The organism is Ruegeria sp. D7, from assembly GCF_056534355.1.
Map to the genome: position 1 here is coordinate 235,965 of NZ_JBQFPG010000001.1, position 24,589 is coordinate 260,553.

The following is a 24,589-nucleotide window of genomic DNA, read 5'->3' on the forward strand; positions in this document are numbered from 1 at the left end:
ATATGAGAACAAAAGGTCAACAAAGGATTAAACCTGACCGGAGGTGAGACCATGCTGAGCCAGATCAAAACTGCCTTTACCCGTTCACAATCCACGATTTTGCAGGATGCAGCGGGCGCGGTTTCACTGGTTGTGATGCTGGTGGTTGCCCTTCACCTGCCAACCGGGTTCTGAGCCTTTCTGCCTGCGATCTCGTGCCGATCACACCGCGCTTGTCTCCCCGTCATAGTCAAGGGTGACCTGCCTGTCCCATTTCCCTTGAAGGGGCCTGCCTCGGCCCCGTGCGGTGATCCGGACCCTACATGAGAAACGCATGACTTGCCGCCGCCCTTTCCGCCCGGAAGGTGCGGCGGTTCTTTTTACAGCTGTCCGGTTTTGATGATTTCGATCGTGGCGGATAGAACTGAATTTACGGCGACGGATGCAAGGATCATCCCCATCACGCGGCTGATGATCGCCGCGCCGGAATGCCCGATCAACCGGATGATCGGCTCGGCCAGCAGCATCAGCACAAACGCTATGGCAATAACGACCAACATAACCAGTGCAGTGATGCTCTGATCGGCGACGCTGTATCGGTTGTTGTCCGTTAGAACCACTATCGCCAGCATCGCGCCCGGTGACGCAAGCGAAGGGACGGCCAAAGGGAATATGGCCGGATTGGTCTTGTGCATTTTGTCGTCCAAGTCTTCTTCGGCCTGGCGCTGCTCGATCACCTGTTTGCTTTCGCCAAAGATCATGGTCAGAGCGAAGAGAAACAGAATAATTCCGCCTGCAACCTGAAACGAGTTTAGGCCGATATCCAAAGCCTCGATCACAAGTTGCCCGAAGATCAGAAAGAACAGCAGAATGCCTGCGCTGACCAACGCGGCCAGTAAAGCAGTTTTACGACGCGCACCCGTCGCGATCCCAGCAGTGACAGCGATAAAGACGGGGATGGTGCCGATCGGGTCGATCACGACCCAGAGCGTCACAAAATGTTCCAGCAAATTGTTCACGTTAGCCCCCCCAATCATTGGGGGCACCCTATACGGCTTTGTATGGAAAAGCCAATCAGGCGCAGTTGGCTTGTTCGGCCTGCTCCATCGCCTCGGCGGTCGCGTCAAGCGCCAGCAGGATTGACGCGTGGCGGTTCTTGTAGTCCCGCGCGGGCATCAGAACTTCGAGCCCGTCAAAGGGCGCCTCGGGGGCAGGGCCGTCTTTCTTCAGCATTGCGGAAAGCTGATCACGTGCGGTTTCGACCTGCGACCGCGTCGCCCCGATCACGGCGCTGCCTACGACCGAAGCCGAGGCCTGACCCAACGCACAGGCCTTGACGTCTTGCCCAAAGTCCACGATCCGCCCATCTTCAAGCTTGACGTCTACAGTCACGGTCGATCCACACAAAGGGGCTCGTTTCTTTACCGTCGCATCGGGATTATCCAAGCGATCCAGATGCGGAATATCCGCAGCTAGCGCCAAGATGCGTCCGGAATAGAGCTTGATCAGATCGGTTTCGCCGCTCATGGCTTTCCCTCGTTGTCCATTCCCCATACATAATGGCGGGATTCTGGGATGCAAAAGGTTTTTGCGATGGCTGACGCAGTCTTGTTCGATCCGTCGACACTGAAATTCAACGAGGCGGGTTTGATCCCCGCGATCGCACAGGACGAAGCGACGGGCGAGGTTCTGATGATGGCCTGGATGAATGTCCAATCCATCGAGCGCACGTTGGGAACCGGACGGGTTACGTATTGGTCGCGGTCGCGACAGGCGTTCTGGATCAAGGGCGAAAGCTCAGGCCACTTTCAGGCCCTGGTGGATTTTCGCGTCGATTGCGACAGGGATTGCCTGCTGATTGTGGTGAACCAAACGGGGCCAGCCTGTCACACCAATCGGCGAAGTTGTTTCTACACGGCCGTCCGCGATGGGACCGAAGTCGAGCTCATGAAGCCGATGGAATAGTTGGGCCTCTGATGGTGGTCAGGTCAAATGCCCACCATCTCTCTGATTTCAGCGGGAGATGCTCCTTGTTCGCGATAAAGCGAGATGGCGCGTGCGTCGTCACGTTTCGCGAGGCGTTTGCCGTTGTTGTCCCGGATCAGACGGTGATGATGATAAACAGGTGTCGGCAACCCAAGCAGCCCTTGTAAAAGGACATGTATCTGCGTGGCATCGAACAAATCCTCGCCCCGGACCACATGGGAGATGTTCTGATCCGCATCATCAACCACGACGGACAGGTGATACGAACTGCCCATATTGCGCCGAACGAGAATGATATCGCCAACCGCGTTCATGAGGTTGTGCGCATCAAGCTCATGCGTTCCCAAATACTTCGCACCAGTTTCACAAAATCCACGAAGTTCGGATGCCTTGATTGCCTTGTGCATGTTCAGGCGCAGAACATCACCAGCTGAAGCATCCGACAAAGGGCGGTCGCGGCACGTGCCTGGATAGATGCGCCCGTCAGGTCCGAACTGGGGTACACCTTCCTGCGGAGCACCGGCCGCGGTCTCGATATCGGCACGATTGCAGCTGCAAGGGTAGACCAGGCCCGTGTTTTTGAGAATCTCCAATGCCTCTCTGTATCGCGGCAGCCTGTCCGACTGGCGCATCACCGGGTGCGGCCAGCGCATTCCAAGCCAGTGCAGGTCGTCGTAGATCTGGGTTTCCCAACGGGACCTGGATCGCGATTGATCAATATCTTCGATCCGCAAAAGAAATGATCCACCCGCAGCCCGTGCCTGATCAAACGCAAGAAGCGCGGAATAGGCATGCCCTAGATGCAGCGGACCTGTTGGAGATGGTGCGAAACGCGTTGTGAATGTCACGTTTTTTCAACAACATAAACGTCTGATTTCATGTCCATACCCGGTAGATGCGGACCGTATTCGCGGAATAACAGCCTTGCGTGACCCATGTCCAGCCAGTCGTTCAGCCGCCCGGTGTAAGTGCGGTCAGCCAAAGTGTGATCGTTGAAGGAAAACGCCAGATATCCGCCACGTGGCAGCGCGTTCATAAGTAGATCAAAGGTTTCAGGCGGCGCGGCACCAACGCCGATGACGCCAATGCATGTTATGGCTGAGTAAGCCTCGGCCTCAATGGGGTTGGGATCAGTAACTTCGAAGTTTATCAAGTTGCGATAAACCCCCTTGGCAGCGGCACCTTCCAGCATCTTTGGTGTTGGATCCATCCCATCGATGACACGAAAACCCGCCTTGCGAAGTGCTAAACCCGACAACCCGGTACCGCATCCGTAGTCCAGCACCGGCACAGCAGCATCTGAGACAAAGGATTTCAATGCTGCCGCAACACGGTCCGGGGTGACATATCCGTGCTCACCGACTTCATCATCGTATGAGGCCGCCCATTTTTGGTAGTGATCGTGCGTTTCCTGGGCAGAATTCAGATTGTATGTGTCTTTCAGAAACTTATCGCTCATACCTTACATGTTAGGCGCAGGCTGGGGGCGACGTCCAGTCAACACTGCTTTACCCAATCGCTCCAGACTTCTTTTGCGCGATCGGTATAGGCCTTGTAGCGGTCCTTGCGGCCTCGGCGCCCCCCTTTCAGGCCGTCGACCGGGCGAAACAGACCAAAATTCACGTTCATCGGCTGGAAGGTCTTGGCTTCGGCGCCGCCCGTGATGTGGTGGATCAATGCGCCCATCGCACTGTCTTGCGGTACGTCAGGAAGGGATCGGCCTAGTATTTCGGCAGCGGCCAAACGGCCTGCCAAAAGGCCCATCGCTGCGCTTTCCACATAGCCTTCCACCCCCGTGATTTGCCCCGCAAAACGAATATTTGGCCTAGACTTGAGCCGCATCTGCGCGTCCAGCAAAGTCGGAGAGTTGATGAAAGTATTGCGGTGAATGCCACCCAATCGCGCAAAGCTGGCATTTTCCAGACCCGGTATCATACGAAATACCTCGGTCTGCGCTCCGTATTTCATCTTGGTTTGAAAACCGACGATATTGAACAACGTGCCCAAGGCATTGTCGCGCCGCAATTGGACGACGGCATAAGGTTTTACGTCCGGTTGATGCGGATTTGTCAGGCCAACAGGTTTCATCGGGCCATGGCGTAAAGTTTCACGACCGCGCTCGGCCATAACCTCGATCGGCAGACAGCCGTCGAAATAACCAGCGGTCTCTCCCTCGTGGAATTCGGTCTTATCTGCAGCCAGCAGCGCATCAATGAAGGCTTCGTGTTGGTCACGATCCATCGGACAGTTGAGGTAGGCGGTGCGCTCTTCCTCAGTCTCGCCCTTATCGTAGCGTGACTGCATCCAGGCTTTGCTCATATCAATGCTGTCTGCATAGACGATGGGGGCGATCGCGTCGAAAAAGGCCAGCGCCTCGGCACCAGTTTCTGCGCGAATGGCTTCCCCCAATGCGGGCGAGGTCAACGGCCCGGTTGCAAAGATCCACTTTCCGTCTTGGGGTAGACTGGTAACTTCTTCCGCTGAGACCGAGACCCGTGGATGGGCCTTCAGCTTGGCAGTTACGGCTTCGGCAAAAGGATCACGGTCAACCGCAAGCGCGCCACCCGCAGGCAGGCGATGGCTATCTGCGGTCGTCATGATCAACCCGTTTGCCGCGCGCATTTCCCAATGCAGCAAGCCGACTGCGTTCTGTTCATCATCATCCGATCGGAATGAGTTCGAACACACCATCTCGGCCAGATTGCCGGTCTGGTGTGCAAACGTGCCCACATTAGGACGCATTTCGTGGATCACAACATCCACGCCCATTTCCGCTGCCTGCCAGGCGGCCTCGGACCCGGCCATGCCGCCGCCCACGATATGCAATGTCTCTGTCATGTGCTGCCAAATAGGGCAGAGCAGCGCCATGCGCAATGCGCAGTAATCGCTTTAGTTCTGAGGGGGATTCTTGGGGTCGCCGCTGCGGGAATGTCAACGCCGGTGAGAGAAACCAGCTTGGAGGGACCTTCCGCCCACGGCGACCCAAAAGTATGGTCAGGCCTTGGCCTTGACCCAGCTTTGCCACAGTGTCGCCCTTTTGAAAAGTGAAAAAATGCGAACAGTCGGCAAAAATGTATTAAATAATTGCGTTACTGGTGCCAATCAGGCGGGCGCTTTTCGATAAAGGCACTAATCCCTTCCTCAGTATTCCGGTCCATCATATTCTGTGCCATTACCTCGGCGGTATAATCGTATGCCTGATCAGTCCGCATTGTAATCTGTTGATAAAAAGCGGTTTTACCGATTTTCACGGCACTGCTGAGCTTGCCTGCCAACTTCTCGGCCAACGCATTGGTTTCATCTTCCAACAAGTTCTCGGGAACCGCTCGATTGATCAGACCCAGCTCAGCCGCGCGTTCGGCGGTGATAAAATCACCGGTCGTGAGCATTTCAAACGCCTGTTTCCGCGGTATATTCCGGCTGAGAGCCACCATCGGAGTGGAGCAGAACAAGCCGATATTGACACCATTTACGCCGAACCGTGTGCCCTCGGCCGCGATTGCCAGGTCACAGGTTGCTACAAGCTGACACCCTGCGGCAGTGGCGATCCCGTGCGCTTGGGCGATCACGGGTTGGGGCAAGGACTGAATGGACATCATCATCTTGGCACATCGGTCGAACAGATCCTGAAAATAGGAAAGCCCACCATCGGGTGCCTGCCGCCCTTGGGTCATCTGTTTCAGATCGTGCCCCGCGCAAAACGCTTTCCCCGCACCGGAAAGAACAACAACACGAATCGACTTGTCTTCGCGCAGCGCATCGAACTCTGCCTGCAGGGCCGCCAGCATTTCATCGCTGAGGGCGTTCAACCGCTCAGGCGCGTTCATTCGAAGCCGTGCAATCGCACCTGTGTCGTGACGTTCCAGAATTGCCATCTTGCCCTCCCGCTGGCGTTCAGGCCAACTCTAGGCGGGCAGAGCGACGAGGGGAAGCATGTCATTAGCACTGAATAAACAAGAATTGACGGAATACCTGGCGCAGGTGTTTCCACAGGTTCATAACGACTTTGTCGTCGAGGATCTGACAGAAGCAAACATCACCATGCGCCTGAGGGTCGAAGACCGTCACCTGCGCCCCGGAGGCACAGTATCTGGTCCGTCCATGTTCGGGCTGGCCGATGTCAGTGTATATGCAATGGTATTGGCGCGGAAAGGTCGGCAATCTCTGGCTGTCACGACCAACAGTTCTCTGGATTTCTTGCGCAAGCCGGAAGGCGGGGCGGACCTGATTGCTGAGTGTAAGTTGTTGAAATTAGGTCGAACACTGGCTGTCGGGGATGTGCTGATTTACTCGGAAGGCTCTGACAAACCCGTCGCGCGGGCCAGCATGACCTATTCGCTTCCTCCAGAAGGCTCAGCCGCAGCTGCCTTTGGGTAAAAAAGGCCGGGGATAAACCCGGCCAGGAAGAGGTCCCTTAGATGGGACTGGGGATAGTCTATTTCATCCAGAAATAGCGGCTGACTTCTGCATCTGCCCGATGGCGGGTCAGCCCGACATCGCGGAGCAGCCTGTCATCCAGCTTACCTAAGTTTACCCGGCTGCGGCGGCGTTGTTCCCATTGTGTGACCGACGCCGCAAACCGCACGGCCAGCGCGGCGATCAGCGGCAGCCGGGGGCTGTCGTTCAGCAGCAAGAGGGCGGGGTTGTGCATTGCGCGTGTCATCTTGGGTATCCTTTCAAATTGTATTGACACAAAGTAAAAATGTTCGGTACACTACTTTGATACATTCAGCATTGTGTCGAAATCAAAGGAAGAATTGTAATGGATACAATTTGGCCAGAGGCGTTACCGAAATCCAAAGGTCCAAAATATACTCTGGTCGCTGACACGATCCGAAAAGCGATAGAAAACAAAACACTGGAGGTTGGAAAGAAACTACCTCCGGTGCGTGAGTTAGCGTATCGATTAAAGATTACACCAGGCACTGTCGCGCGCGCCTATACGATCCTGACCGATGAAGGTTTGCTACAAGCCGTGGTCGGGCGTGGTACATTTGTAGCCCCGCCGAGATCGCCCATTCTGGATGATGTCTGGTCGCGGCAGCTACATCTGAGGGACGACAAATATGAATCCAATGTCAGCCTGTTCAGCCCACGCTTGCCAGATGTGGGGCAGGTGACATTAATCCGCGAATGCCTTGAAAAGGTTGCAAAAGGCGATCCGCGGATGTTTATGAACTATCCGACCCGAGATGCCTACCTACCCGTGCGCCAGGTTGTGGCCGACTGGTTGTCAGATCTTCCTCTGGGCTCATTGAATGCAGATGACATTGTACTGACACACGGTGGGCAAAGTGGCATTTGCGTCGTGTTCCAGACCGTTCTGAAAGATCCGAAACCCATCGTGTTGGTTGAGGACTTGTCTTATGCCGGGTTCAGACGGGCAGGTGAGTTGATGCGCGCCGAGGTTGTCGGGGTAAAAATGGACAAATGGGGCATAAGCCCCGATGCGCTGGACCACATCCTCAGGCAAACGAAGGCACAGGCGATCTGCGTCTCACCCGAAGTGCAGAACCCAACGGGCGGGCATTCGCCGTTGGAACGGCGCAAAGAAGTTGTCGAGATTGCGCGAAAGCATGAATTACAGATCATCGAAGACGATTGCTATCGCATGGGCGAGGCCCGCGCGCCCAGCTATCGTGCTTTGGCACCCGAACGGGGATGGCATGTTTCGTCAATTTCGAAAACCCTTACACCAGCGTTGCGGGTCGGCTTCGCCATTGCACCGAAAGAGCAGAGCGTCGATCTGCGGCGTTCTGCAGAATACGGGTATTTCGGGCTCGCCCAGCCTTTGGCTGAGTTGACGCGGTTGCTGTTGGGACATCCAGAGGCGAGGCAACTTGCAAAAAACGTTCGCTCCAAGATGGGCGAATATGTACGTGTGGCGGTAAACGCCCTGGGTGGCTTCGATCTAAACTGGGATTCTGAGATTCCCTTCGTCTGGCTTCATCTGCCTTCCGGTTGGCGGTCTGCTGCGTTCAGCCGGGCGGCCGAGCGGGAAGGTATTCAGCTGCGATCGGCCGATGAATTCGCGCTGCGGGATGGTCGCGCGCCAAATGCCGTTCGTATAGCGGTGAATGGGCATGTCTCGCTTGAGAAGTTCGAAGACGCCATGCTGCGTCTGCGCGCATTGCTGGACAACCCGCCCGAGCAAATAAGCGTCTAGTACCTATTGCAATGGGGCAGGGTCGCCAAAAAAGCCCGCCAAATGTGCAATCTTGCCATCGGCATCGAGACGAATGAAATCATGCCCGGTAACCATAATGGACCCATCGGAAGCAATCATATGCCAGGTGAAGTGGACCACATCATGGTGTGAATTCGGCTCACTGGTCAGCTCAACTCGGCCCTTTGTATCACTCAGAACCGCTCCGATATGGGCATTGAGTTGATCTCTGCCGGAAACTTCTGCAGTTGGATCGACGTAACGACCAGTTTGTGCAAAACACTGCTCAAGAAGGCTCAGTCGCCTTTCGGGATCGGTCGACTGCCATGCCGCACCATAGGCAGCGATAACCTGTTCCAATTCTTGCATAGCCACCTCCGACATTGGATGATCTTGGTTGAGTCTAGCTTAACTAAGCTACGCAAAATTGGATATGCCGAAGAAATTTTGGGGTAAAATAATACCTATTTTATAAGTTATTGTTATTGATAGATATATTATACTTTGCCTGTATTGACCTGCATAACTAGTAGGTCTAAACCCCCTCCATCGAATTCGGGCCGCTCCGCCAAGGGGCGGTCTTTCACATCAAACAGGACTATCCTGCCATGAAAACCTTTTCTGCAACACCTGCAGACATCGACAAGAAATGGATCCTGATCGACGCCGAGGGCGTTGTTCTGGGCCGTCTTGCCTCGATCGTCGCCATGCGCCTGCGTGGCAAGCACAAAGCGTCGTTCACACCCAACATGGACATGGGCGACAATGTCATCGTGATCAACGCTGACAAAATCCAGATGACCGGCAAGAAGCGCGAAGAGAACTTCTACTGGCACACTGGCCACCCGGGCGGCATCAAGTCGCGCACCAAGCAGCAGATCCTGGAAGGTGCACACCCCGAGCGCGTCGTGACCCAAGCGGTCAAGCGCATGCTGCCGGGCAACCGTCTGGCGCGTCAGCAGATGACCAACCTGCGCGTTTATGCTGGTGCCGAGCATCCTCATGAGGCGCAAGCGCCCGAAGTTCTGGACGTAAAGTCCATGAACAAGAAAAACACCCGGAGCTAATGACCGATGGCTGATCAGATCAATACTCTCGAAGAGCTGAGCGCCGTCGCAGGCGTTGAAACCGTGGCCGAAGAAGTTATCGTACGTGAACCCGTACGTGACGAGCTGGGTCGTTCCTACGCCACCGGCAAGCGTAAAGACGCTGTTGCCCGCGTCTGGATCAAGCCGGGTTCCGGCAAGGTCACCGTAAACGGCAAGGATCAGGACAAGTATTTTGCGCGTCCCGTTCTCCAGCTGATCCTGCGCCAGCCGTTCCAGGTTGCTGGTGTGGAAGGTGAGTTCGACGTTGTTGCAACCGTCAAAGGCGGTGGCCTGACCGGTCAGGCCGGTGCGGTCAAGCACGGCATCTCGAAAGCGCTGCAACTGTACGATCCGTCGCTGCGTGGCGCTCTGAAAGCCGCTGGCTTCCTGACCCGCGACAGTCGCGTTGTGGAACGTAAGAAATACGGTAAGCGCAAAGCGCGTCGTTCGTTCCAGTTCTCGAAGCGTTAATCGCTACGGATACCGAATTGGAAAGGGCTCGCAACTGCGAGCCCTTTTTCTTTGGTCGGTTTATTCTTCGTAAACCAGTTTCCACGCACCATTTTCGACGACGCTGACAAATACAGAGTCAGCACCCTGATGATCATCGGGCCCATATGTGATCTGATTGCCGACCAACTCATCCATGTAATCCAGAGATTCCATCGCGGCAATGAAGCTATCATGCGTCAGATCAGGACCTGCAGCTTCAAGTGCTTTGACCATCATCTCGGCCGCTGAATAGCCCAGCATTGAAAATCCGACCGGGTCTTCCCCCGTAGCCTCTTTGTATTCAGCAATAAATGCTGCCGGGGCGGGCTCTTCGGCGCGCGCCCAGAGATCCAGCCACGAGGCCGCCGCATAGAAACCGTCGGTCACACCACCGGGCACCTGTGCGACCACGGTTAGGAAGCTGGCCGAGGTGCCGAGAAACTTCATGTCGGTCAGGCCCATTTTCTTGGCCGTTCCAACAACAGTGATTGCCTGACGCACGCCGAGCGCCATCGTGACGATGTCACAACCTTCTTCTTTAAGCTTGCTCAAGGACCCCACGAAATCCGTCTCGTCCGGTTTATGGGTGGTCTCAGCGCCGAAAGTGATGCCAGCCTCTTCGGCTCCCGCTTTGCTGCCTTCCAGAATTTCCTCACCGAAATCAGTAGGCAGGTACATGGTGCAAACGGTTTGCGATCCAAATTCACCGTTCAGATACTTCACCCCAATCCGAGCTTGATCGTAATAGGTCGAGAACGAGGTGAACTTGTTCTTCATCGGCTCTTGCAGCATTTGCCGCGCGGCGGTCAGAGGGGCGACGTTGGGAATACCTTTCGGGTCCAGCAGCTTGAACCCAGCAACATTCATCGGCGTACCCAGCGACTGCAACATCGCGAAAACCTTGTCACGGTTCAGCAGCTTGTTATAGCCCTGCATCGCGCGTGGCATCTGATAGCCGTTATCCTCGACGACAAAGCGGATCTTGCGGCCATGCACGCCACCCTCGGCGTTGACGCGATCAAAGACCACATTTGCGCCTTTGGTGGCCGGAACGCCCACGGCAGCGAAGATGCCGCTGAGGTCGTTGACTGAGCCAATGACGATCTCGTCATCTGTCACGCCTTGTGTTTGCGCCCAGCTGATCGTGGCGGATGCAGTCAATGCCGTCGCTGCGGCAAGGCCCTTAAATAAGTGTTTCATACTTCTCCTCCCTGTTGGGTCGCCCCTTAACTAATTGTACATATCTTCAATGAGATGTGCGTGTTTCTTTTCCACCAGACCACGTTTGAGTTTCATCGTCGCAGTCAGCTCCTCATCTTCGGCAGTGAGCAACACGTCGATCAGCCGGAAATCCTTGATCTGTTCAACCCGCGCAAAGTCCTTATTAACCGCTGCGATTTCCTCGCCGATCAGCTCCGTCACTTCGGAAGCAGCACAAAGGGAAGAAAAGTTCGAAAAGGGGATCTTGCGCTCTTGTGCGAATTTCTCGACATTTTCCTGATCGATCATGATTAGCGCCGTTAGATACTTGCGCCGATCCCCGATGATCACCGCGTCCGAGATATACTGGCTGAACTTCAACCCGCTCTCGATCTCTGCGGGCGTGACGTTCTTACCGCCCGCAGTGATGATGATGTCCTTGAGGCGCCCTGTGATGGTGACAAAACCTTCCTCGTCGATATGCCCCATATCCCCAGTGAGCAGCCAGCCGTCGCAGGTGAAGCTTTCGGCTGTTTTGGCATTGTTGCGCCAGTAGCCCTGAAAGACGTTCAGGCCTTTGACCTGAATTTCTCCGTCATCCGAGATGCGCAGGTCGTTGCCAGGAACAGGTTTCCCAATGGTGCCGATCTTGTTGGCCTCAAGCGTGTTCAGCGCTGCTATGCCGGCGGTTTCGGTCATACCGAAGCCCTCTACTATGGGCACACCAATTGCCCAATACCACCTGAGCAAATCGGGAGAGATCGGCGCTGCACCAGAGCCGCCTCGGCGGAGACGATCTAAGCCCAGCATCCGGCGCAGGTTGCGCAGAACAAGCCGATCCCAAAGCCAGAACTGCATAGCGATCGGTGCTGGAACAGGTTTGCCTGCAAGGATAAATTCAGCCCGCGCCATTCCAGACTTAAGCGCTTGTGCAAAGGCGAAACGCCCTGTGGGCGTTGCTTCTTTCGCCATGAACATGACCTGCGAGTAGATCTTCTCCCACACGCGCGGGACGGCAGTGAAGGTGGCGGGAGAGACCTCTTGCAGGTTGGAGAACACTGTCTCGGGGCTTTCAGCGAAATTCACAGTAGTCTTCATCGCAAGCGGGTAGTAAATCGACACGTCGCGTTCGAGGATATGACAGAGCGGTAGAAAACATAGCTGTTCGTCGGTTGATTGGGAGGGCAGGGAATGCGCCCCTGCCTCTATCGCGGCCATAATGTTCTCATGGCTCAGCATGGCGCCTTTGGGATTACCGGTGGTACCTGACGTATATATGAGCAGGGCGGTGTCTTGTGACGTGGTTTCAGCGATTTCTGCTTCGAATGCGCCGGGTTCATCGACCTGAGCCTGCTGCCCCAGAGCATACAAGTCCTCGATCATCATGCATCGCGGATGATCCAGGTCGTGCAGGCCTTCATCCTCAAGGATAATGACCCTGAGCAGATCGGGCAGATCCGCCTCGACTTCGAAGAACTTGTCCAACTGCTCTTCATCTTCAACGATCAGAAACCGGCTGCCACTGTCATTGATCAGGTGTTTTAACTGGCTCGCCGAATCTGTGGTGTAGACGCCCGAAGCAATCCCTCCGACACACTGGATGCCCATGTCGAACCACGCCCATTCCTTGCGGTCTTCGGACAGGATCGAGACAACCTCGCCACGTTGCAGACCCAGCTTGCGCAGGGCCAGCCCGATCCATTTGGCGTGTTGCCAGTAGTCGGCCCATGAGTAGGATTTCCAGATGCCGAAGTCCTTCTCGCGATGCGCCGTACGCGGTCCCAGTTCGGCACAGCGTTTCTGGAATAACTCGCATATCGTGACACAGCCATCGACTCGCAGGGGTCTCTGACCTGGCGCAGCGTTGAACTGCACACCGTTGATACTGGTCTGAGGGGGCAGGGGGCTTGCGTCCATCCAGCTCACCTCCACGTCTTTTTGCGTTTCCAGCGGCGGTTTTCTCGCGCGCCTTCTTCCTGAACGCCCAGATAGAAGTTCTGAATGTCCTCGGATTGCAGCAAGGTTTCAGCCGCACCATCCATAACGATCCGTCCGATCTCCATTACATAGCCATGATGGGCGAGTTCCAGTGCCGCATTGGCGTTCTGCTCGACCAGCATCATTGTCATGCTCTGTTCGTCATTCAGGCGTTTGAGAATGCCAAAAATCTCTTGCACCAGCAGCGGTGATAGGCCCAGCGAGGGCTCATCCAGCAGCATGATACGCGGGTTAGCCATCAGGCCGCGCCCAATCGCCAGCATCTGCTGTTGCCCGCCGGACAGAGTGCCAGCTTCCTGATTGCGGCGGTCTTTCAACACAGGAAAGTAGGAAAACACCAGATCGCGGTCATGATCGATCTGTCCTTTATCCGACAGGGTATAAGCCCCAAGGTTCAGGTTCTCGTCGACTGTCAAAAGTGGAAAGACCTCGCGTCCCTCGGGCACATGGACGATGCCTTTTTGCACGACCTTGTGAGGTTCCGATCCCTGTATTTGCTGACCGTCAAATGTGATTGAACCTTTTTCGGGATCCATCACGCCTGAGATTGTTTTCATCAGCGTTGTCTTGCCCGCGCCATTTGCGCCCAGGATTGAAACGACCTGCCCTCGATGCACGTCCAATGACACGCCACGAATGGCCATGATCGGGCCATAAAAGCTTTCAACATTGCGAATGCTAAGGATCGGTTGGTTCATGAAGCTTTGCCCAAATAGGCCTCTACCACAGCAGGATGAGATTGAACTTCGGCTGGGGTTCCAAGGGCAAGCTTCGCTCCGTCGGCCATGGCAAGAACCCGGTCGGACACGCCCGAGACCAGACCCATATCGTGCTCTACCATAAGCACGGTAATGCCCATCTGACGCCGGATGTCATCGATCCACCAACGCATATCTGTGGTCTCTTCCACCGATAGGCCCGAGGCGGGTTCATCCAACAGCAGGAGTTTTGGATCGGTGGCCAACGCTCGAGCGACTTCGACCACCTTACGCACGCCATAGGGTAAGCCCGAGATCATCTTGTCACGAAAGGCCTGGAGGTCGAGGAAGTCGATGATCACTTCAACCTTTTCTCGGTTGTCGATCTCCTGCCTGCGAGCTGAGGGCGAGAACAGAATTTCCGAGATCAGATTGGTTTTGCGGTGCCGGTGGCGCCCGACCAGGAGGTTCTGCAAAACGGTCGCATGTTCGAACAGTTCAATGTTCTGGAATGTCCGCGCGACGCCATAGGCCGCGACACCCGAGGGCTTGATACGCAGCAGATCATGCCCGTCAAAGTGGATCGCCCCTGCATAAGGATCATAGAAGCGCGAAATCAGGTTGAAGACCGTTGATTTGCCGGCGCCGTTGGGACCGACGATGGCGAACACCTCACCTTCTTGCACGTTGAAGGACAGATCATCCACAGCAGTCAGACCGCCGAATTTCAGGGTAACGTTTTCAAACTCCAGCAAGCTCATCTCAGACGCTCCGTCTTGAGATAGGACTTTTGTCTTTTGAACATGTCCTTGCGGTAGAAGGGGAACAGTTCGAACCACGTCCGGATTTTTAGCCATCGACCATACAAACCCATCGGTTCGAACAGGATGAAGGCGATCAGAATCATGCCAAAGATGCCGAATTCGAGCCCCGGAATGGCGACCGTATTGCCGCCAAACAGGGCTGCTGCGTATTCCTTTGAAATCGACAGAAACTGCGGCAGGAAACCGATCACGATTGCGCCCAAAAACGCGCCATGGATTGAGCCCAGACCTCCGATAACGATCATCATCAGCAATTGGATGGAAATTACGACACTGAAGGTCTCGTTATTGAACGCCCCAGAGAACATACCCATCAATGCGCCTGCTAGTCCGGTGACCGCGCAGGAGAGGGCGAAAGAGATCGTCTTGGTACGCGCGATATCCACACCCATCGCCTGCGCTGAGACCTCAGAGTCTCGTACAGCGATGAAGCTACGGCCTAAGGGCGCGCGCAATAGGTTGATATAGCCCAGTGTCACGACAACGGCGACGGCCAGCACCAGCCAGAAAAACGGGACCGGGGTGGCCCAACGATCGACCAGATATCCGAAGATTTCGACACCACCCAGATATTTACCCGCGACACCTCCGGTGACGGGTTCGGCCAGAACGATGATGTCGTCCATGAGCACAGACAGAGCCAGGGTGAAGATCGCAAGATAGATGCCATGCAGGCGCAGGGCAGGGATGGCGACGGTTGCTCCGACGATGCCGGTCAACAGGCCCGCCAACGGGAACGCCAGCAGAAAGGGCACCCCAGCCTCAATCAGGATGACATTGGCATAGCACCCAACGGCCAGAAAGGCGGCATGGCCAAGGCTGGCCTGCCCGGTGTGGCCGGTTAGGATCATCAAGCCCAAACCCGCGATGGCCCAGATCAGAACATTGGTCAGTTCCCCAAGATAGAAATCATCCAGCCACCACGGCGCAGCGGCTACGACCGCCAACAGGATCAGATAGAGGCTAAGCTGATAGCCATCCTTCCACGGGCGAATGTCCTGCATATAGTTTGTTTTGAAAACAATCCGCATGCGATCAGACCTTCTTGACCCGCACCTGGCTGAACAGCCCATGCGGTCGAAAGATCAGAACTGCCAGCAACAGCGCATAAGGCGCGATCTGACTGTACCCGGCTGCGATATAGCGGCTGGCAAAGGGCTCGATTACGCCGACGATTAGCCCGCCGGCCAAAGCGCCGGGCAGGCTGCCGAATCCGCCTATCACAGCTGCTGCAAATGCCTTGATCCCCAGAAGCCCAGTTGTGGGATCGACCGAGCCTTTGGCCGCGAACAAAATTCCGGCAATCCCAGCGACAACCCCGGCCAATGCCCAGATTAAGCCCTGAACCCGCTTGACCGGGATCCCCATGTAATATGCCGCCAACTGGTTTTGAGACGCACCTTGCATGGCAAGCCCCAGCTTGGTCTTGCTGAAGAACACATAAAGACCCCAGGTCAGTAGGACGGTGACAACAATCACGGCCACGTCCTCCATCCCCAGCACAAGACCACCGAACCGGATTTCTTTACCAGCCAATGGGTTCTGCAGCGTTTGCGGCTCGTGCCCCCAGATCAGACCAGCTGCAAACCTGATCACAAAGCCCAAGGCGATGGTTAGGATCACCACGGCAGTCTGACTTTCGCCAAAGACGCGGCGGATGATCAGCCGATCGATCAGATACCCAAGTGCGCCCATAATCCCCAGTGAAATCGGTAGCGCCAGCCAGAAGGGCAGCCCCATATATTCCGTATTCGTAAGGCCAATGGTGACAAACGCACCCAGCATCATGAAATCGCCCTGCGCAAAATTCACTGCCTCGGTGGCTTTGTAAATCAGTACAAAGCCAAGGGCGATCAGGCCGTAGACACAACCATTCGCCAGCCCGCTAATCAGCAGCTGTGCGTTATCCAATCTCACCCTCCCTAAGCCGGTTAAGTCCGGCGCTTTGTTCTACTATGGAGTGATTATCACCTTCCCGTCACTCTTTTTCAGAGCATCCGCCAGATTTGGCAGCACTTCTCGTAGCGAAAGCCGTGCGGAAACATCTGTGCGCCAGCGCCCATCTGCAAATCGCGCCTGCACTTCGCTGACAACTCGCATTTGATCAGCCGGGGGGGTGTCCATCATCCAGCGGGTCAGCCAGAAGCCCTCGATCCGTTTGCTCATGAAGATCAACTGGCCCATCTGAGTCAACTTCGGCATTTCCGTACTGAGTTTCCCATAGCAAACCCACCGCGCGCCATTGGGCATCGCGCAGAACACCTGCTCTGACAGTTGGTCGGCAACCGCGTCGAGAAAAACACGAGGTTTCAGATCTGCACTGATCGTGGCAAACCGCGTCGGCGCATCCGTATCGCTGGTCACGACCACCTCTGCCGCACCCAGGCCTTTTAACATCTCGATCGTTTCGGCGCGCCGCACCAGAGCGATCGGTTTCAACCCAAGATCCCGTCCAAGGCTGCACATCAACTTACCAAGCTGGCTGGTGGCGGCAGAGACCACAAAAGCCTCGCCCTCAGCCCGTGCGATATCCACCATCGCCATTGCGGTTAGCGGGTTTACGATCTGCGCCGCCCCGTCCTCATCCGAGATTTCGGGGCGCAAGGGGATACACATCTGGGCCTGCGTCACAACATACTCGGCCCAGGCACCAGAGCCTGCTGCCACAAAGGCCGCGCGCTGATCCAGCAGGGCGTCAGCCCCGGTACCGGTGGCAACAACATCTCCGCACCCCTCGAACCCTGCTGCGGCGCCTTTGACCCGCGGCTGACCATATTCTCCTTTGATAAAATGGATATCTGAAGGATTCACCGAGGCAGTGCGCACTTTGATCAACACTTGTCCCGCCTTTGGGACAGGTACAGGCAGTTCAGCCTCCGCTAACCAGTCCGAGGCATTCTCCAGCGTCGGTCCCGTGGCTGTGCCGGAATATCCGTCCTGCGTCTGAACAACGGCAAACATGGTGTCGGGCAGGGTGGTCATCGTTCGATCCTTCTTTGATGCGAGTTCAGCACGAGGCCTTCATCGTCACAATGTAACACACTGACAAAAGGTTTTATTTTTTCAAAACAATCTCAAGAAAGCAATCAAACACGGTGAGCTATGTCAATTGGGTAATGCCGTAATGTGACGCAAATTAAGTCGCATCCCGACCGGGTGAACCAGCCCTCTTAGGGCTGGTTCTGGAATTGATCACTGCTGCGTCATCAGATTGCGCAGATCCTGTATCTTCGCGACAACCAGCTCAGGCGACGCTTTGATCTCGTCGAGGATCTTCATAACCTGTGTTTTGATGTCCTGAGACAAGGCGCTTTCCTGAACCGACGTGACGATTGCGTCATAGTCGAAATTCTGCGCGGTCAGCATGCCGTCCTGAACCCACGAGTTGAACAGTTCCTGCCCCTGACCGGCAAGCGCTGCGACCTGATCGCCAGCTGCTGAGGCTGCATCATTGGCCTGCTCGGTCAAAGAAGTAGCAGCGTCGCTGGCCTGTTCCGATACCGAAGATGCAGCTTCCGAGGCCTGATCAGCAATCGAGGACGCAGCCTCGGATGCTTGTTCAGTCGCCGCCTCAACGGCATCAGCAGCGCCCTCTTGTATTGCCGAGGCTGCTTCACCAACCGCCTCTGAGGCATCTTCAGCCGCCGATTGCAACTGCTCGGCAGGGGTTGGTTCAGGTTTTGTGGCGAAATAGTAAGCGCCTCCGCCGATAACGGCGATGGCTACGATAAGTAAAAGACGCGACATTGGATGTCTCCTTCAAATGATGTGTCGCTCAGATGGGGTTAAGGTACGTTAAAGCAAAGGGGAAAACACGTGAGTTTGCAGCATATTGCGGGTTTGAGCCACACTGCGCTGATTGACACTGCAGGCAGTGGCAACATCATGCCATCCATTGCAGGAATCGCAACACAAGCAAAGAAACAGCCTTGAAGGATGAATTGATTGATGACGAAGTAAAAGGGATTCGAACCCTGGGTGGGCTTGCACTCACAACGATTTCCGAGACCGTGTTCTACATCAAAACAGAAGTCCTTGCATTAAGAGACAAGAGCTTTGTGGCGGCAAGATGGGCAGGTTCGGCACAGAAAGCGGGCAGCAATCTGAACAAAGGCGATAGGAGCTCGGGAAAACGCTTCATTCTTGCTATCTACCTGTACTGACGTTGTTTCGGTGTGAGTACCCAAGAATAGTTTCTTCTTCACAATGGCTTGACGATATGAAGCCACCTTTGAAACCGCCCCATGTGCCGACGGCAGCAGTATTCCAGACGAAATTTCGCTTACGCAAAACCTGTTGTTTGTTGACCTTCCAGCGCGGGAACCGGGCATACAGCCCAAATGAGTCGTAAAGCAAGAATACACGTTTGGGGTGGCAGGCATGAAACCGAACAGGGATAGAAAGGCTGTTACGCGACGCGGAGTGATTGCCGCGTTTGCTGCGACAACTCTTTTTCCAGCACCGGCCGTTTGGGCCCAATCGATGACAACCGAGGGGACGCGCCGGAATGTTTCCTCATTCCGCGTTGCTAAATGGCAGGATCACTTTGATACGCTTAAGAATGGTGTGATCCTGTCCGATACACAGTCCAAGGTCCTGCAATATTGGTCAGAAGACGAGAGCGTCTATCGGATGTATTCAACCAGCGTGCCGCTGACGGAAGACCTTACAAGGCTGGGCTACACCACAGTAACTCGCAAGGTTGAGGGGCCATCTTGGCGACCGACACCAGCAATGAAAAAGCGCAACCCCGCTTGGCCCGACTATGTGGGCCCGGGTCCGGAGAATCCTCTGGGGACACATGCACTTTATTTGAGCTGGCAATACTACCGGATCCACGGCACCAACGACACACGCAAGATCGGAAGAAGATCCTCCAATGGCTGCATCGGCTTGTACAATGAGCAGATCGCGGACTTGTTCGAACTGGCCACCGTGGGCACGCAGGTAAAATTGATCTGACCATGGTCAAGATGGCTTTTCTGGACAGGTGCTTAAGCTCGGTAACTGACAACGACGTGAAATAGTAAAATGGATAAACTTACACTCATGATAGGCGGTGTGGCGATCGCAGGTGCCGTCGCAATCGTCTACAATCTAAATCAGCAACCAGCTGGCCATTCGATGACGACACCTGATACGTCGACGCTGGCGTCAGGAGACCCAATCCAAAACGTCAATCTACCGGACCAGCTAAGCGAATTTGCGGCCGTCGGCAAAGTGGCATTCGACGCAAAATGCTCGGCGTGCCATGGCGGGAATGCAACAGGTCTGGAGGGCCTTGCACCACCTTTGGTGCATAAAATCTATGAACCTGGCCACCATTCGGACGAGGCATTTTACGTGGCCGTCCAGAATGGTGTTCGGGCACACCATTGGAAGTTCGGTAACATGCCGCCGGTCGATGGTTTAACTCGCGCGGATGTGAAAGGCATCGTGACGTACATAAGAGAGTTGCAACAAGAAAACGGGATTTTCTGAAGGTGACGAGTCTAGTGAGCACAGCAATTCGTTACTCCATCCTGTCAATTGCGCTGGCTATTGGCGGGCTACTTGTGACGGCCGATTCTGCTCATGCACATGGCGGTGATTCACAGCATGTGATTGACCAAACCGACTCTGCGGACGTCGAACATGTCAAGCAGGGTCATCCCGGGCATTGTCATGGCGGAGCGATCTGCAACGCTGTTGGACTATTTTTGATGGGTCCAACACCGCCGGGTCCCCAAGGCACGGAACGAAGATACTCGATCCCGCGAGCTCAATACCGGGTTCTTGGTATTATCGCGTTTGACCCACCACCGCCGCGTGTCCTGATCTGACGAGTCGAATTGCGCTCAAGATGGGCGCGTCGAAGCAGACGAAAAGGACAAGGAAATGAACTTTCTAAAAATGACTACAGGCGTGGCCCTGGTTTTTCTATTTGCGGCGGCCGCCTTGGCGCATGGTGGCGCAACCGGCGTCGTCAAAGAACGCATGGACGGTATGTCCGCGATGAAGGACAGCATGAAGGTCCTTACACCGATGATGCAGGGGAAAACGCCCTACAATGCGCAAACGGTACGAAGCGAAGCCAAGAAAATCGGAAGCCACGCCGGTGAAAGCATGACAAAGCTGTTTCCAGAGGGATCTGATGGCAAACCCTCGGAGGCCAAATCGCAAATCTGGCAGGATTGGGGTTCCTTTACAGAAATAGCCAGACAGTTGGAAATCTACTCAGAAGGCCTTGCGCTTTCGGCAGACAACGGGCTGATGGCGTCCGGATCGGGTCATGGTTCCGGCATGATGGGCGGCAAATCCATGATGGGAGGTCGTTCCATGATGGGAGGTGGCTCCATGATGGGCAGCGGGATGATGGCTGGCAGTCCAAACTTAGCACAGCTATCTGAAATGCCGGCAGATGGTGTGTTCATGATGCTGAGCCAGACATGCTCGGCGTGTCACACGCGATTTCGGTCGGAATAGGAATGCATCATGAAGCCGATAATACGGTTGGGTCTTGCTACCGCCGTTACGGCGTCAGCAGGGTTTGTTGCTGTGATGGCTTGGCCGATTGGCCAGCCCTTACAAGCTCTCGACATTCAAGGTGACGTTAACCGCGGGGCGTATCTGGCAAGGGCAAGCGGCTGTATCGCCTGCCACACAGACTTTGCCAAAGGAGGTGCGCCCTTGGCCGGTGGGGTGGAGTTGGATACCCCGTTCGGCACGCTCTTTTCGCCGAACCTGACCACAGATCCCGATCACGGGATCGGTGATTGGACCATCGAGGAATTTGCCCGCGCTGTGCGTCAGGGTGTGTCGCCCGACGGACAACCCTACTACCCGGCCTTTCCTTATCCGTTCTATGCCAACTTCACGGATCAGGACATCGCCGATCTTTGGGCCGCCTGGCAAACGGTTCCGCCAGTAGCGGAACCGTCAAAAGAGCAGGAAATGGTGTTCCCCTTCAATCAGAGATGGGGCCTGAAGCTGTGGCGGGCGGCATTTTTGGAACCGCCGCGGACCGATCCCGTGCCGGGCAATGATGATGTATGGAACCGGGGCCGGTTACTCGTTGAAGGTGCCACGCATTGTGCCGCCTGTCACACCGGGAGAAACCTGGCTGGCGCAAGAAATTCTGACACGGAACACTTCAAGGGAAGTGACTCACTGCCGGGCGGTGACAAGGCACCGGCCATCGACTTTGAGACCCTGCAAATGCGTGGGTGGACAGTTGATGATCTGGCCTACGCGTTGCGCACCGGCGTCATGCCTGATGGCGATGTCTTCGGCGGCGCCATGGGAGAGGTCGTAAACTATGGCACCAGCTTTCTGACAGACGAAGACCTGAAGGCAATGGCGACCTATCTGCTGGATGTGCACGACGGGGGATAATCCAGTGAGAGATCAAGTATTCTTTGGAAGGAAGTCCTAATGAAGCTTAATCGCAGGCAATTTGTTGTAGGCACGTCGGCACTAATCGCAGTGCCGACTATTGGGAGGTCGGCTACCGCCCCCCGAATAATCGAGGCGCGTTCAGGATTGGCGCGTGTTGCCCCCAACAACTATCCGGAAACCGAGATATGGGGATATGATGGCGGTGTTCCAGGCCCTGAAATTCGTGCCCGGCAAGGCGAAACGGTTCGCCGGACACTCCTGAACTCGCTACCTCAGCCTACAGCAATCCATTGGCACGGATTGCGGGTTCCGAACAATATGGACGGGGTGCCGGGCCTTACGCAGGAGGCTGTACCAACCGGCGGCAAATTTCAGTATGACTTGCCTCTGAAGGACGCGGGGACCTTCTGGTATCACTCTCACAACCAGTCAACGGTACAAGTGGCCAAGGGCCTTTACGGCGCGTTCATCGTCGACGAAACGGACCCGCCGGACACGGACCATGACATCACGATCCTTCTGGATGATTGGCGGTTGGGTAAGGACGCTCAAATAGTAGATGATTTTGGTGCAATGCATGATTGGACCCATGCAGGTCGCATGGGAAACTACGTTCACGCGCGCATATCGCCAATGACCGAAGTTTTGACGAACCAGCGATTGCGAATTCGAATGGTCAACGTGGCAACTGATCGGATCATGTATGTGTCAGTAGGTGGCGCAAACGGGAAACTGGTCGCTTATGATGGCATGCCTGTAAGGCAGCCAGAAGATTTCGAAACACTTGTTTTCGGACCTGCGCAGCGAGCAGATTTGATCGTCGACGTCACAGCGGAATCGAACGAAGCCGTTCAAATAACTCTTCACGAACGCGATGAATCATTTGTTATCGCTGAGATCCCGGTTTCGGGAAGCGGTACATCTGCCAGCCGCGGTGAGATTGAAGCTCTGCCACCCAACCCTGTTTCTTTTCTTGAAGATGTTTCTGACGCCTTAAAGGTTCAATTGGTGATGGAAGGCGGGGCGATGGGCGGACTGCGTCAAGGTACTTACAACGGCCAAGTCATGAGCGCTAATGAGTTGGTTCAGGAAGGACAGATCTGGACATTCAACGGAGTCGCAGGGTTACCCGAAGACCCGCTCGCTTCTGTTTCGCGTGGCGACATAGTCCGTATTCAGATGCAGAACGACACTGTCTTTGCGCACGCCATGCACTTGCACGGGACGCACTTTCAGGAAGTACTGTCGAACGGGAGCCTGGGACCGCTGCGAGACACGATACTGGTTGACCGGATGGAAACGCGGGAGATTGCGTTCGTTGCGGATAACCCGGGGGACTGGCTGTTTCATTGCCATATGCTGTCGCATCAGGCCGCTGGAATGAAGACCTGGCTGAGCGTGGCGTGATGAACAAGAGCGCGGCGAAATGGGTGTCACTAGCTGCTGTGGTGATCATTGTCGCGGTCGCTGGCTGGGGCCTGAGCGGGCGTGCACAAAACAGTGCATCAGCGGATTCGGCACGTGGTGCAGTTTTGTATGCCGAAAACTGCGCGTCATGCCACGGGGCAAATTTGGAGGGTCAACCAGATTGGCAGACACCTGATCCAGATGGCGTCTTGCGAGCTCCCCCGCATGACCGAACAGGGCACACCTGGCATCACGGCGACAAGCTGTTGTTCGATTATACAAAGCTTGGCGGGTACCAAACACTAAAACAGATGGGCGTCGCTGATGTCAAAAGCGGTATGCCAGGTTTCGAGGACACTCTGTCGGATCAGGAAATCTGGGACATCCTTGCCTTCATCAAGGAGAGTTGGCCGGATCGGGAACGCAAGCTGCAAGAGCAGCGCACCGAGGCAGAACAAACGGAAGGAAACTGACGTGAAACGATTTTTTGCAGGCTTAATTGCCATCACTATGTCGATTGGTGCTGCTATGGCGAGTGCTGACGAATTGTCTGACTCCGATGTAAAACGGCTGGCTCTGGAAGCCATTATGGAAAACCCTGAAATCATCATGCAGGCGATTCAATTGCTTCAACAGCGCGAGGATCAGGCAAAAGCCGAAGCCATTGGAAACGTCTTGGAAAATCAGCGTGAATTGCTGGAACAGGATCCGAATGCGCCTGTCATCGGAAACCCGGAAGGTGATGTAACCGTAGTCGAGTTTTTTGACTATAACTGCCCATATTGCAAACGCGCGGCCCCGGTCGTGAAAAACGTAATCGCAGGCGATTCCGATGTCCGAGTTGTTTACCGAGAATGGCCCATACTCGGAGAAGGTTCCGACTTTGCGGCACGCGCCGCGCTTGCCTCACGAAACCAGGGAAAATATGAAGAATTCCATTGGGCGCTTATGGCGCTGAACGGTCGTGCGACTGAGGCCAGCGTCCTGAAAGTTGTTCGGGAACTCGGCCTGGACGAGGATCAATTGCGCGCAGACATGGAGGCGCCGGAAGTCGACGCGCATATTCAAGTGTCCATGGAATTGGCCCGGCAGCTTGGCTTCAGTGGCACCCCTTCGTTTGTGATTGGAGATGCGCTTGCCCCGGGGCTGATCGCCGAAGATGAAATGACCCGGCTAATCGAGGCAGTCAGAGACGCAAGACAGAACTAAGGGACGACAGCATGTGCGCTCCTAAACTTCTGTTGCGACCGTGGCTTCGCATCCCTCGGACTCAGAGCTGCAAGGATATGATCAAGTTGATTAGCGCTTAAGACACGTACCCTGCGGTTTTTCATGTCAAAGTTCAACTGTGCGGAGGAACTTACTGTGTCAATG

29 protein-coding genes and 1 pseudogene are annotated in these 24,589 nt (G+C 55.3%); 14 read left to right on the plus strand and 16 right to left on the minus strand.

All coding sequences use genetic code 11. The features are described from left to right. Positions 1 to 51 precede the first annotated feature (51 nt). On the plus strand, positions 52 to 174 hold the full coding sequence (locus tag ACRZ9U_RS01160; protein ID WP_255612104.1) for a hypothetical protein: 123 nt from the start codon (positions 52 to 54) through the stop codon (positions 172 to 174). Between the two features lie 185 nt (positions 175 to 359). On the opposite strand, the gene ACRZ9U_RS01165 is transcribed toward ACRZ9U_RS01160, so the two are convergent. Both ACRZ9U_RS01165 and ACRZ9U_RS01170 read right to left on the minus strand, forming a co-directional pair. Next, a complete protein-coding gene (locus ACRZ9U_RS01165; RefSeq protein ID WP_170393121.1) occupies positions 360 to 998 on the minus strand; it encodes a MarC family protein in 639 nt (212 codons plus the stop codon). A 55-nt stretch (positions 999 to 1,053) separates the two neighbouring features. Further along, positions 1,054 to 1,506, minus strand: coding sequence for an iron-sulfur cluster assembly scaffold protein (locus tag ACRZ9U_RS01170; protein WP_170405662.1), 453 nt, complete (start codon positions 1,504 to 1,506; stop codon positions 1,054 to 1,056). A gap of 48 nt (positions 1,507 to 1,554) precedes the next feature. Here ACRZ9U_RS01170 and hisI point away from each other — a divergent pair, with 48 nt between their 5' ends. Next, complete coding sequence (gene hisI / locus ACRZ9U_RS01175; RefSeq protein WP_170405665.1) at positions 1,555 to 1,944, plus strand: phosphoribosyl-AMP cyclohydrolase; 390 nt, start codon at positions 1,555 to 1,557, stop codon at positions 1,942 to 1,944. 23 nt (positions 1,945 to 1,967) lie between these two features. Here hisI and gluQRS read toward each other — a convergent pair whose 3' ends face one another. The 4 genes and pseudogenes from gluQRS to ACRZ9U_RS01195 form a co-directional block, all read right to left on the minus strand. After that, positions 1,968 to 2,813, minus strand: a complete 846-nt coding sequence (gluQRS, locus tag ACRZ9U_RS01180) for a tRNA glutamyl-Q(34) synthetase GluQRS (RefSeq protein WP_170405668.1) — start codon at positions 2,811 to 2,813, stop codon at positions 1,968 to 1,970. Then, on the minus strand, positions 2,810 to 3,424 hold the full coding sequence (locus ACRZ9U_RS01185) for a class I SAM-dependent methyltransferase (RefSeq protein WP_170405671.1): 615 nt from the start codon (positions 3,422 to 3,424) through the stop codon (positions 2,810 to 2,812). Before ACRZ9U_RS01185 ends, gluQRS begins: the two co-directional genes overlap by 4 nt. A 38-nt stretch (positions 3,425 to 3,462) precedes the next feature. Beyond that, positions 3,463 to 4,803, minus strand: coding sequence for a methylenetetrahydrofolate--tRNA-(uracil(54)-C(5))-methyltransferase (FADH(2)-oxidizing) TrmFO (gene trmFO, locus ACRZ9U_RS01190; RefSeq protein ID WP_170405674.1), 1,341 nt, complete (start codon positions 4,801 to 4,803; stop codon positions 3,463 to 3,465). 251 nt (positions 4,804 to 5,054) lie between these two features. After that, a pseudogene (locus tag ACRZ9U_RS01195) lies at positions 5,055 to 5,849 on the minus strand (enoyl-CoA hydratase); the annotation flags it as partial. A 49-nt stretch (positions 5,850 to 5,898) separates the two neighbouring features. On the opposite strand from ACRZ9U_RS01195, the gene ACRZ9U_RS01200 reads away from it, so the two are divergent. Beyond that, on the plus strand, positions 5,899 to 6,342 hold the full coding sequence (locus ACRZ9U_RS01200; RefSeq protein WP_170405681.1) for a PaaI family thioesterase: 444 nt from the start codon (positions 5,899 to 5,901) through the stop codon (positions 6,340 to 6,342). Positions 6,343 to 6,400: 58 nt separating this feature from the next. Here ACRZ9U_RS01200 and ACRZ9U_RS01205 read toward each other — a convergent pair whose 3' ends face one another. After that, a complete protein-coding gene (locus ACRZ9U_RS01205) occupies positions 6,401 to 6,628 on the minus strand; it encodes a YjiS-like domain-containing protein (RefSeq protein WP_170393113.1) in 228 nt (75 codons plus the stop codon). 99 nt (positions 6,629 to 6,727) lie between these two features. Here ACRZ9U_RS01205 and ACRZ9U_RS01210 point away from each other — a divergent pair, with 99 nt between their 5' ends. Continuing rightward, on the plus strand, positions 6,728 to 8,131 hold the full coding sequence (locus ACRZ9U_RS01210) for an aminotransferase-like domain-containing protein (RefSeq protein WP_170405684.1): 1,404 nt from the start codon (positions 6,728 to 6,730) through the stop codon (positions 8,129 to 8,131). A 3-nt stretch (positions 8,132 to 8,134) separates the two neighbouring features. Here the strand turns inward: ACRZ9U_RS01210 and ACRZ9U_RS01215 are convergent, their stop codons facing one another. After that, on the minus strand, positions 8,135 to 8,500 hold the full coding sequence (locus ACRZ9U_RS01215; RefSeq protein WP_170405688.1) for a nuclear transport factor 2 family protein: 366 nt from the start codon (positions 8,498 to 8,500) through the stop codon (positions 8,135 to 8,137). Between the two features lie 239 nt (positions 8,501 to 8,739). Here ACRZ9U_RS01215 and rplM point away from each other — a divergent pair, with 239 nt between their 5' ends. Both rplM and rpsI read left to right on the plus strand, forming a co-directional pair. Next, positions 8,740 to 9,198 (plus strand): 50S ribosomal protein L13, encoded by a 459-nt coding sequence (gene rplM, locus ACRZ9U_RS01220; protein WP_039536983.1) that lies wholly within the window; start codon positions 8,740 to 8,742, stop codon positions 9,196 to 9,198. A 6-nt stretch (positions 9,199 to 9,204) separates the two neighbouring features. Then, on the plus strand, positions 9,205 to 9,690 hold the full coding sequence (gene rpsI / locus ACRZ9U_RS01225) for a 30S ribosomal protein S9 (RefSeq protein ID WP_039535473.1): 486 nt from the start codon (positions 9,205 to 9,207) through the stop codon (positions 9,688 to 9,690). A gap of 60 nt (positions 9,691 to 9,750) precedes the next feature. Here rpsI and ACRZ9U_RS01230 read toward each other — a convergent pair whose 3' ends face one another. From ACRZ9U_RS01230 to ACRZ9U_RS01265, 8 genes are all read right to left on the minus strand, one after another. Next, entirely contained in the window at positions 9,751 to 10,911 is a 1,161-nt protein-coding gene (locus tag ACRZ9U_RS01230; RefSeq protein ID WP_170393109.1) for an ABC transporter substrate-binding protein, read from the minus strand. 30 nt (positions 10,912 to 10,941) lie between these two features. After that, entirely contained in the window at positions 10,942 to 12,828 is a 1,887-nt protein-coding gene (locus ACRZ9U_RS01235; RefSeq protein ID WP_170405691.1) for an AMP-dependent synthetase/ligase, read from the minus strand. Positions 12,829 to 12,833: 5 nt separating this feature from the next. Further along, positions 12,834 to 13,607, minus strand: coding sequence for an ABC transporter ATP-binding protein (locus tag ACRZ9U_RS01240; RefSeq protein WP_170405694.1), 774 nt, complete (start codon positions 13,605 to 13,607; stop codon positions 12,834 to 12,836). Then, a complete protein-coding gene (locus ACRZ9U_RS01245; RefSeq protein ID WP_170405697.1) occupies positions 13,604 to 14,368 on the minus strand; it encodes an ABC transporter ATP-binding protein in 765 nt (254 codons plus the stop codon). Before ACRZ9U_RS01245 ends, ACRZ9U_RS01240 begins: the two co-directional genes overlap by 4 nt. Then, a complete protein-coding gene (locus ACRZ9U_RS01250; protein WP_170405701.1) occupies positions 14,365 to 15,462 on the minus strand; it encodes a branched-chain amino acid ABC transporter permease in 1,098 nt (365 codons plus the stop codon). The genes ACRZ9U_RS01245 and ACRZ9U_RS01250 overlap by 4 nt, the downstream gene beginning before the upstream one ends. Before the next feature lie 4 nt (positions 15,463 to 15,466). After that, entirely contained in the window at positions 15,467 to 16,342 is an 876-nt protein-coding gene (locus ACRZ9U_RS01255; RefSeq protein WP_170393104.1) for a branched-chain amino acid ABC transporter permease, read from the minus strand. A 42-nt stretch (positions 16,343 to 16,384) separates the two neighbouring features. Further along, complete coding sequence (locus ACRZ9U_RS01260; RefSeq protein WP_480901228.1) at positions 16,385 to 17,413, minus strand: alcohol dehydrogenase catalytic domain-containing protein; 1,029 nt, start codon at positions 17,411 to 17,413, stop codon at positions 16,385 to 16,387. Between the two features lie 210 nt (positions 17,414 to 17,623). Beyond that, a complete protein-coding gene (locus tag ACRZ9U_RS01265; protein ID WP_170393102.1) occupies positions 17,624 to 18,178 on the minus strand; it encodes a hypothetical protein in 555 nt (184 codons plus the stop codon). Positions 18,179 to 18,360: 182 nt separating this feature from the next. On the opposite strand from ACRZ9U_RS01265, the gene ACRZ9U_RS01270 reads away from it, so the two are divergent. From ACRZ9U_RS01270 to ACRZ9U_RS01305, 8 genes are all read left to right on the plus strand, one after another. Further along, on the plus strand, positions 18,361 to 18,594 hold the full coding sequence (locus ACRZ9U_RS01270; RefSeq protein WP_170405706.1) for a hypothetical protein: 234 nt from the start codon (positions 18,361 to 18,363) through the stop codon (positions 18,592 to 18,594). Positions 18,595 to 18,811: 217 nt separating this feature from the next. Continuing rightward, a complete protein-coding gene (locus ACRZ9U_RS01275) occupies positions 18,812 to 19,393 on the plus strand; it encodes a L,D-transpeptidase (RefSeq protein WP_170405709.1) in 582 nt (193 codons plus the stop codon). A gap of 69 nt (positions 19,394 to 19,462) precedes the next feature. After that, entirely contained in the window at positions 19,463 to 19,912 is a 450-nt protein-coding gene (locus ACRZ9U_RS01280) for a c-type cytochrome (protein ID WP_170405712.1), read from the plus strand. 396 nt (positions 19,913 to 20,308) lie between these two features. Further along, positions 20,309 to 20,896, plus strand: coding sequence for a c-type cytochrome (locus ACRZ9U_RS01285; RefSeq protein WP_480901230.1), 588 nt, complete (start codon positions 20,309 to 20,311; stop codon positions 20,894 to 20,896). A 9-nt stretch (positions 20,897 to 20,905) separates the two neighbouring features. Next, positions 20,906 to 21,805, plus strand: coding sequence for a c-type cytochrome (locus tag ACRZ9U_RS01290; RefSeq protein ID WP_170405718.1), 900 nt, complete (start codon positions 20,906 to 20,908; stop codon positions 21,803 to 21,805). Between the two features lie 147 nt (positions 21,806 to 21,952). After that, positions 21,953 to 23,215: a multicopper oxidase family protein gene (locus ACRZ9U_RS01295; RefSeq protein WP_480885919.1), complete on the plus strand. Its 1,263-nt coding sequence runs from the start codon at positions 21,953 to 21,955 to the stop codon at positions 23,213 to 23,215. Then, complete coding sequence (locus tag ACRZ9U_RS01300) at positions 23,215 to 23,688, plus strand: c-type cytochrome (RefSeq protein WP_170406434.1); 474 nt, start codon at positions 23,215 to 23,217, stop codon at positions 23,686 to 23,688. The genes ACRZ9U_RS01295 and ACRZ9U_RS01300 overlap by 1 nt, the downstream gene beginning before the upstream one ends. 1 nt (position 23,689) lies before the next feature. Further along, positions 23,690 to 24,424, plus strand: coding sequence for a DsbA family protein (locus ACRZ9U_RS01305; protein ID WP_480901232.1), 735 nt, complete (start codon positions 23,690 to 23,692; stop codon positions 24,422 to 24,424). Positions 24,425 to 24,589: the final 165 nt, after the last annotated feature.

Excerpts from the sequence above, each read along its gene's own strand:
- ACRZ9U_RS01160 (WP_255612104.1), top strand. The coding sequence starts at position 52 with ATGCTGAGCCAGATCAAAACTGCCTTTACCCGTTCACAATCCACGATT.
- ACRZ9U_RS01170 (WP_170405662.1), bottom strand. The coding sequence starts at position 1,506 with ATGAGCGGCGAAACCGATCTGATCAAGCTCTATTCCGGACGCATCTTG.
- hisI (WP_170405665.1), top strand. The coding sequence starts at position 1,555 with ATGCAAAAGGTTTTTGCGATGGCTGACGCAGTCTTGTTCGATCCGTCG.
- ACRZ9U_RS01185 (WP_170405671.1), bottom strand. The coding sequence starts at position 3,424 with ATGAGCGATAAGTTTCTGAAAGACACATACAATCTGAATTCTGCCCAG.
- trmFO (WP_170405674.1), bottom strand. The coding sequence starts at position 4,803 with ATGACAGAGACATTGCATATCGTGGGCGGCGGCATGGCCGGGTCCGAG.
- ACRZ9U_RS01200 (WP_170405681.1), top strand. The coding sequence starts at position 5,899 with ATGTCATTAGCACTGAATAAACAAGAATTGACGGAATACCTGGCGCAG.
- ACRZ9U_RS01205 (WP_170393113.1), bottom strand. The coding sequence starts at position 6,628 with ATGACACGCGCAATGCACAACCCCGCCCTCTTGCTGCTGAACGACAGC.
- ACRZ9U_RS01210 (WP_170405684.1), top strand. The coding sequence starts at position 6,728 with ATGGATACAATTTGGCCAGAGGCGTTACCGAAATCCAAAGGTCCAAAA.
- ACRZ9U_RS01215 (WP_170405688.1), bottom strand. The coding sequence starts at position 8,500 with ATGCAAGAATTGGAACAGGTTATCGCTGCCTATGGTGCGGCATGGCAG.
- rplM (WP_039536983.1), top strand. The coding sequence starts at position 8,740 with ATGAAAACCTTTTCTGCAACACCTGCAGACATCGACAAGAAATGGATC.
- rpsI (WP_039535473.1), top strand. The coding sequence starts at position 9,205 with ATGGCTGATCAGATCAATACTCTCGAAGAGCTGAGCGCCGTCGCAGGC.
- ACRZ9U_RS01230 (WP_170393109.1), bottom strand. The coding sequence starts at position 10,911 with ATGAAACACTTATTTAAGGGCCTTGCCGCAGCGACGGCATTGACTGCA.
- ACRZ9U_RS01235 (WP_170405691.1), bottom strand. The coding sequence starts at position 12,828 with ATGGACGCAAGCCCCCTGCCCCCTCAGACCAGTATCAACGGTGTGCAG.
- ACRZ9U_RS01240 (WP_170405694.1), bottom strand. The coding sequence starts at position 13,607 with ATGAACCAACCGATCCTTAGCATTCGCAATGTTGAAAGCTTTTATGGC.
- ACRZ9U_RS01245 (WP_170405697.1), bottom strand. The coding sequence starts at position 14,368 with ATGAGCTTGCTGGAGTTTGAAAACGTTACCCTGAAATTCGGCGGTCTG.
- ACRZ9U_RS01250 (WP_170405701.1), bottom strand. The coding sequence starts at position 15,462 with ATGCGGATTGTTTTCAAAACAAACTATATGCAGGACATTCGCCCGTGG.
- ACRZ9U_RS01260 (WP_480901228.1), bottom strand. The coding sequence starts at position 17,413 with ATGACCACCCTGCCCGACACCATGTTTGCCGTTGTTCAGACGCAGGAC.
- ACRZ9U_RS01265 (WP_170393102.1), bottom strand. The coding sequence starts at position 18,178 with ATGTCGCGTCTTTTACTTATCGTAGCCATCGCCGTTATCGGCGGAGGC.
- ACRZ9U_RS01275 (WP_170405709.1), top strand. The coding sequence starts at position 18,812 with ATGAAACCGAACAGGGATAGAAAGGCTGTTACGCGACGCGGAGTGATT.
- ACRZ9U_RS01280 (WP_170405712.1), top strand. The coding sequence starts at position 19,463 with ATGGATAAACTTACACTCATGATAGGCGGTGTGGCGATCGCAGGTGCC.
- ACRZ9U_RS01285 (WP_480901230.1), top strand. The coding sequence starts at position 20,309 with ATGAACTTTCTAAAAATGACTACAGGCGTGGCCCTGGTTTTTCTATTT.
- ACRZ9U_RS01290 (WP_170405718.1), top strand. The coding sequence starts at position 20,906 with ATGAAGCCGATAATACGGTTGGGTCTTGCTACCGCCGTTACGGCGTCA.
- ACRZ9U_RS01300 (WP_170406434.1), top strand. The coding sequence starts at position 23,215 with ATGAACAAGAGCGCGGCGAAATGGGTGTCACTAGCTGCTGTGGTGATC.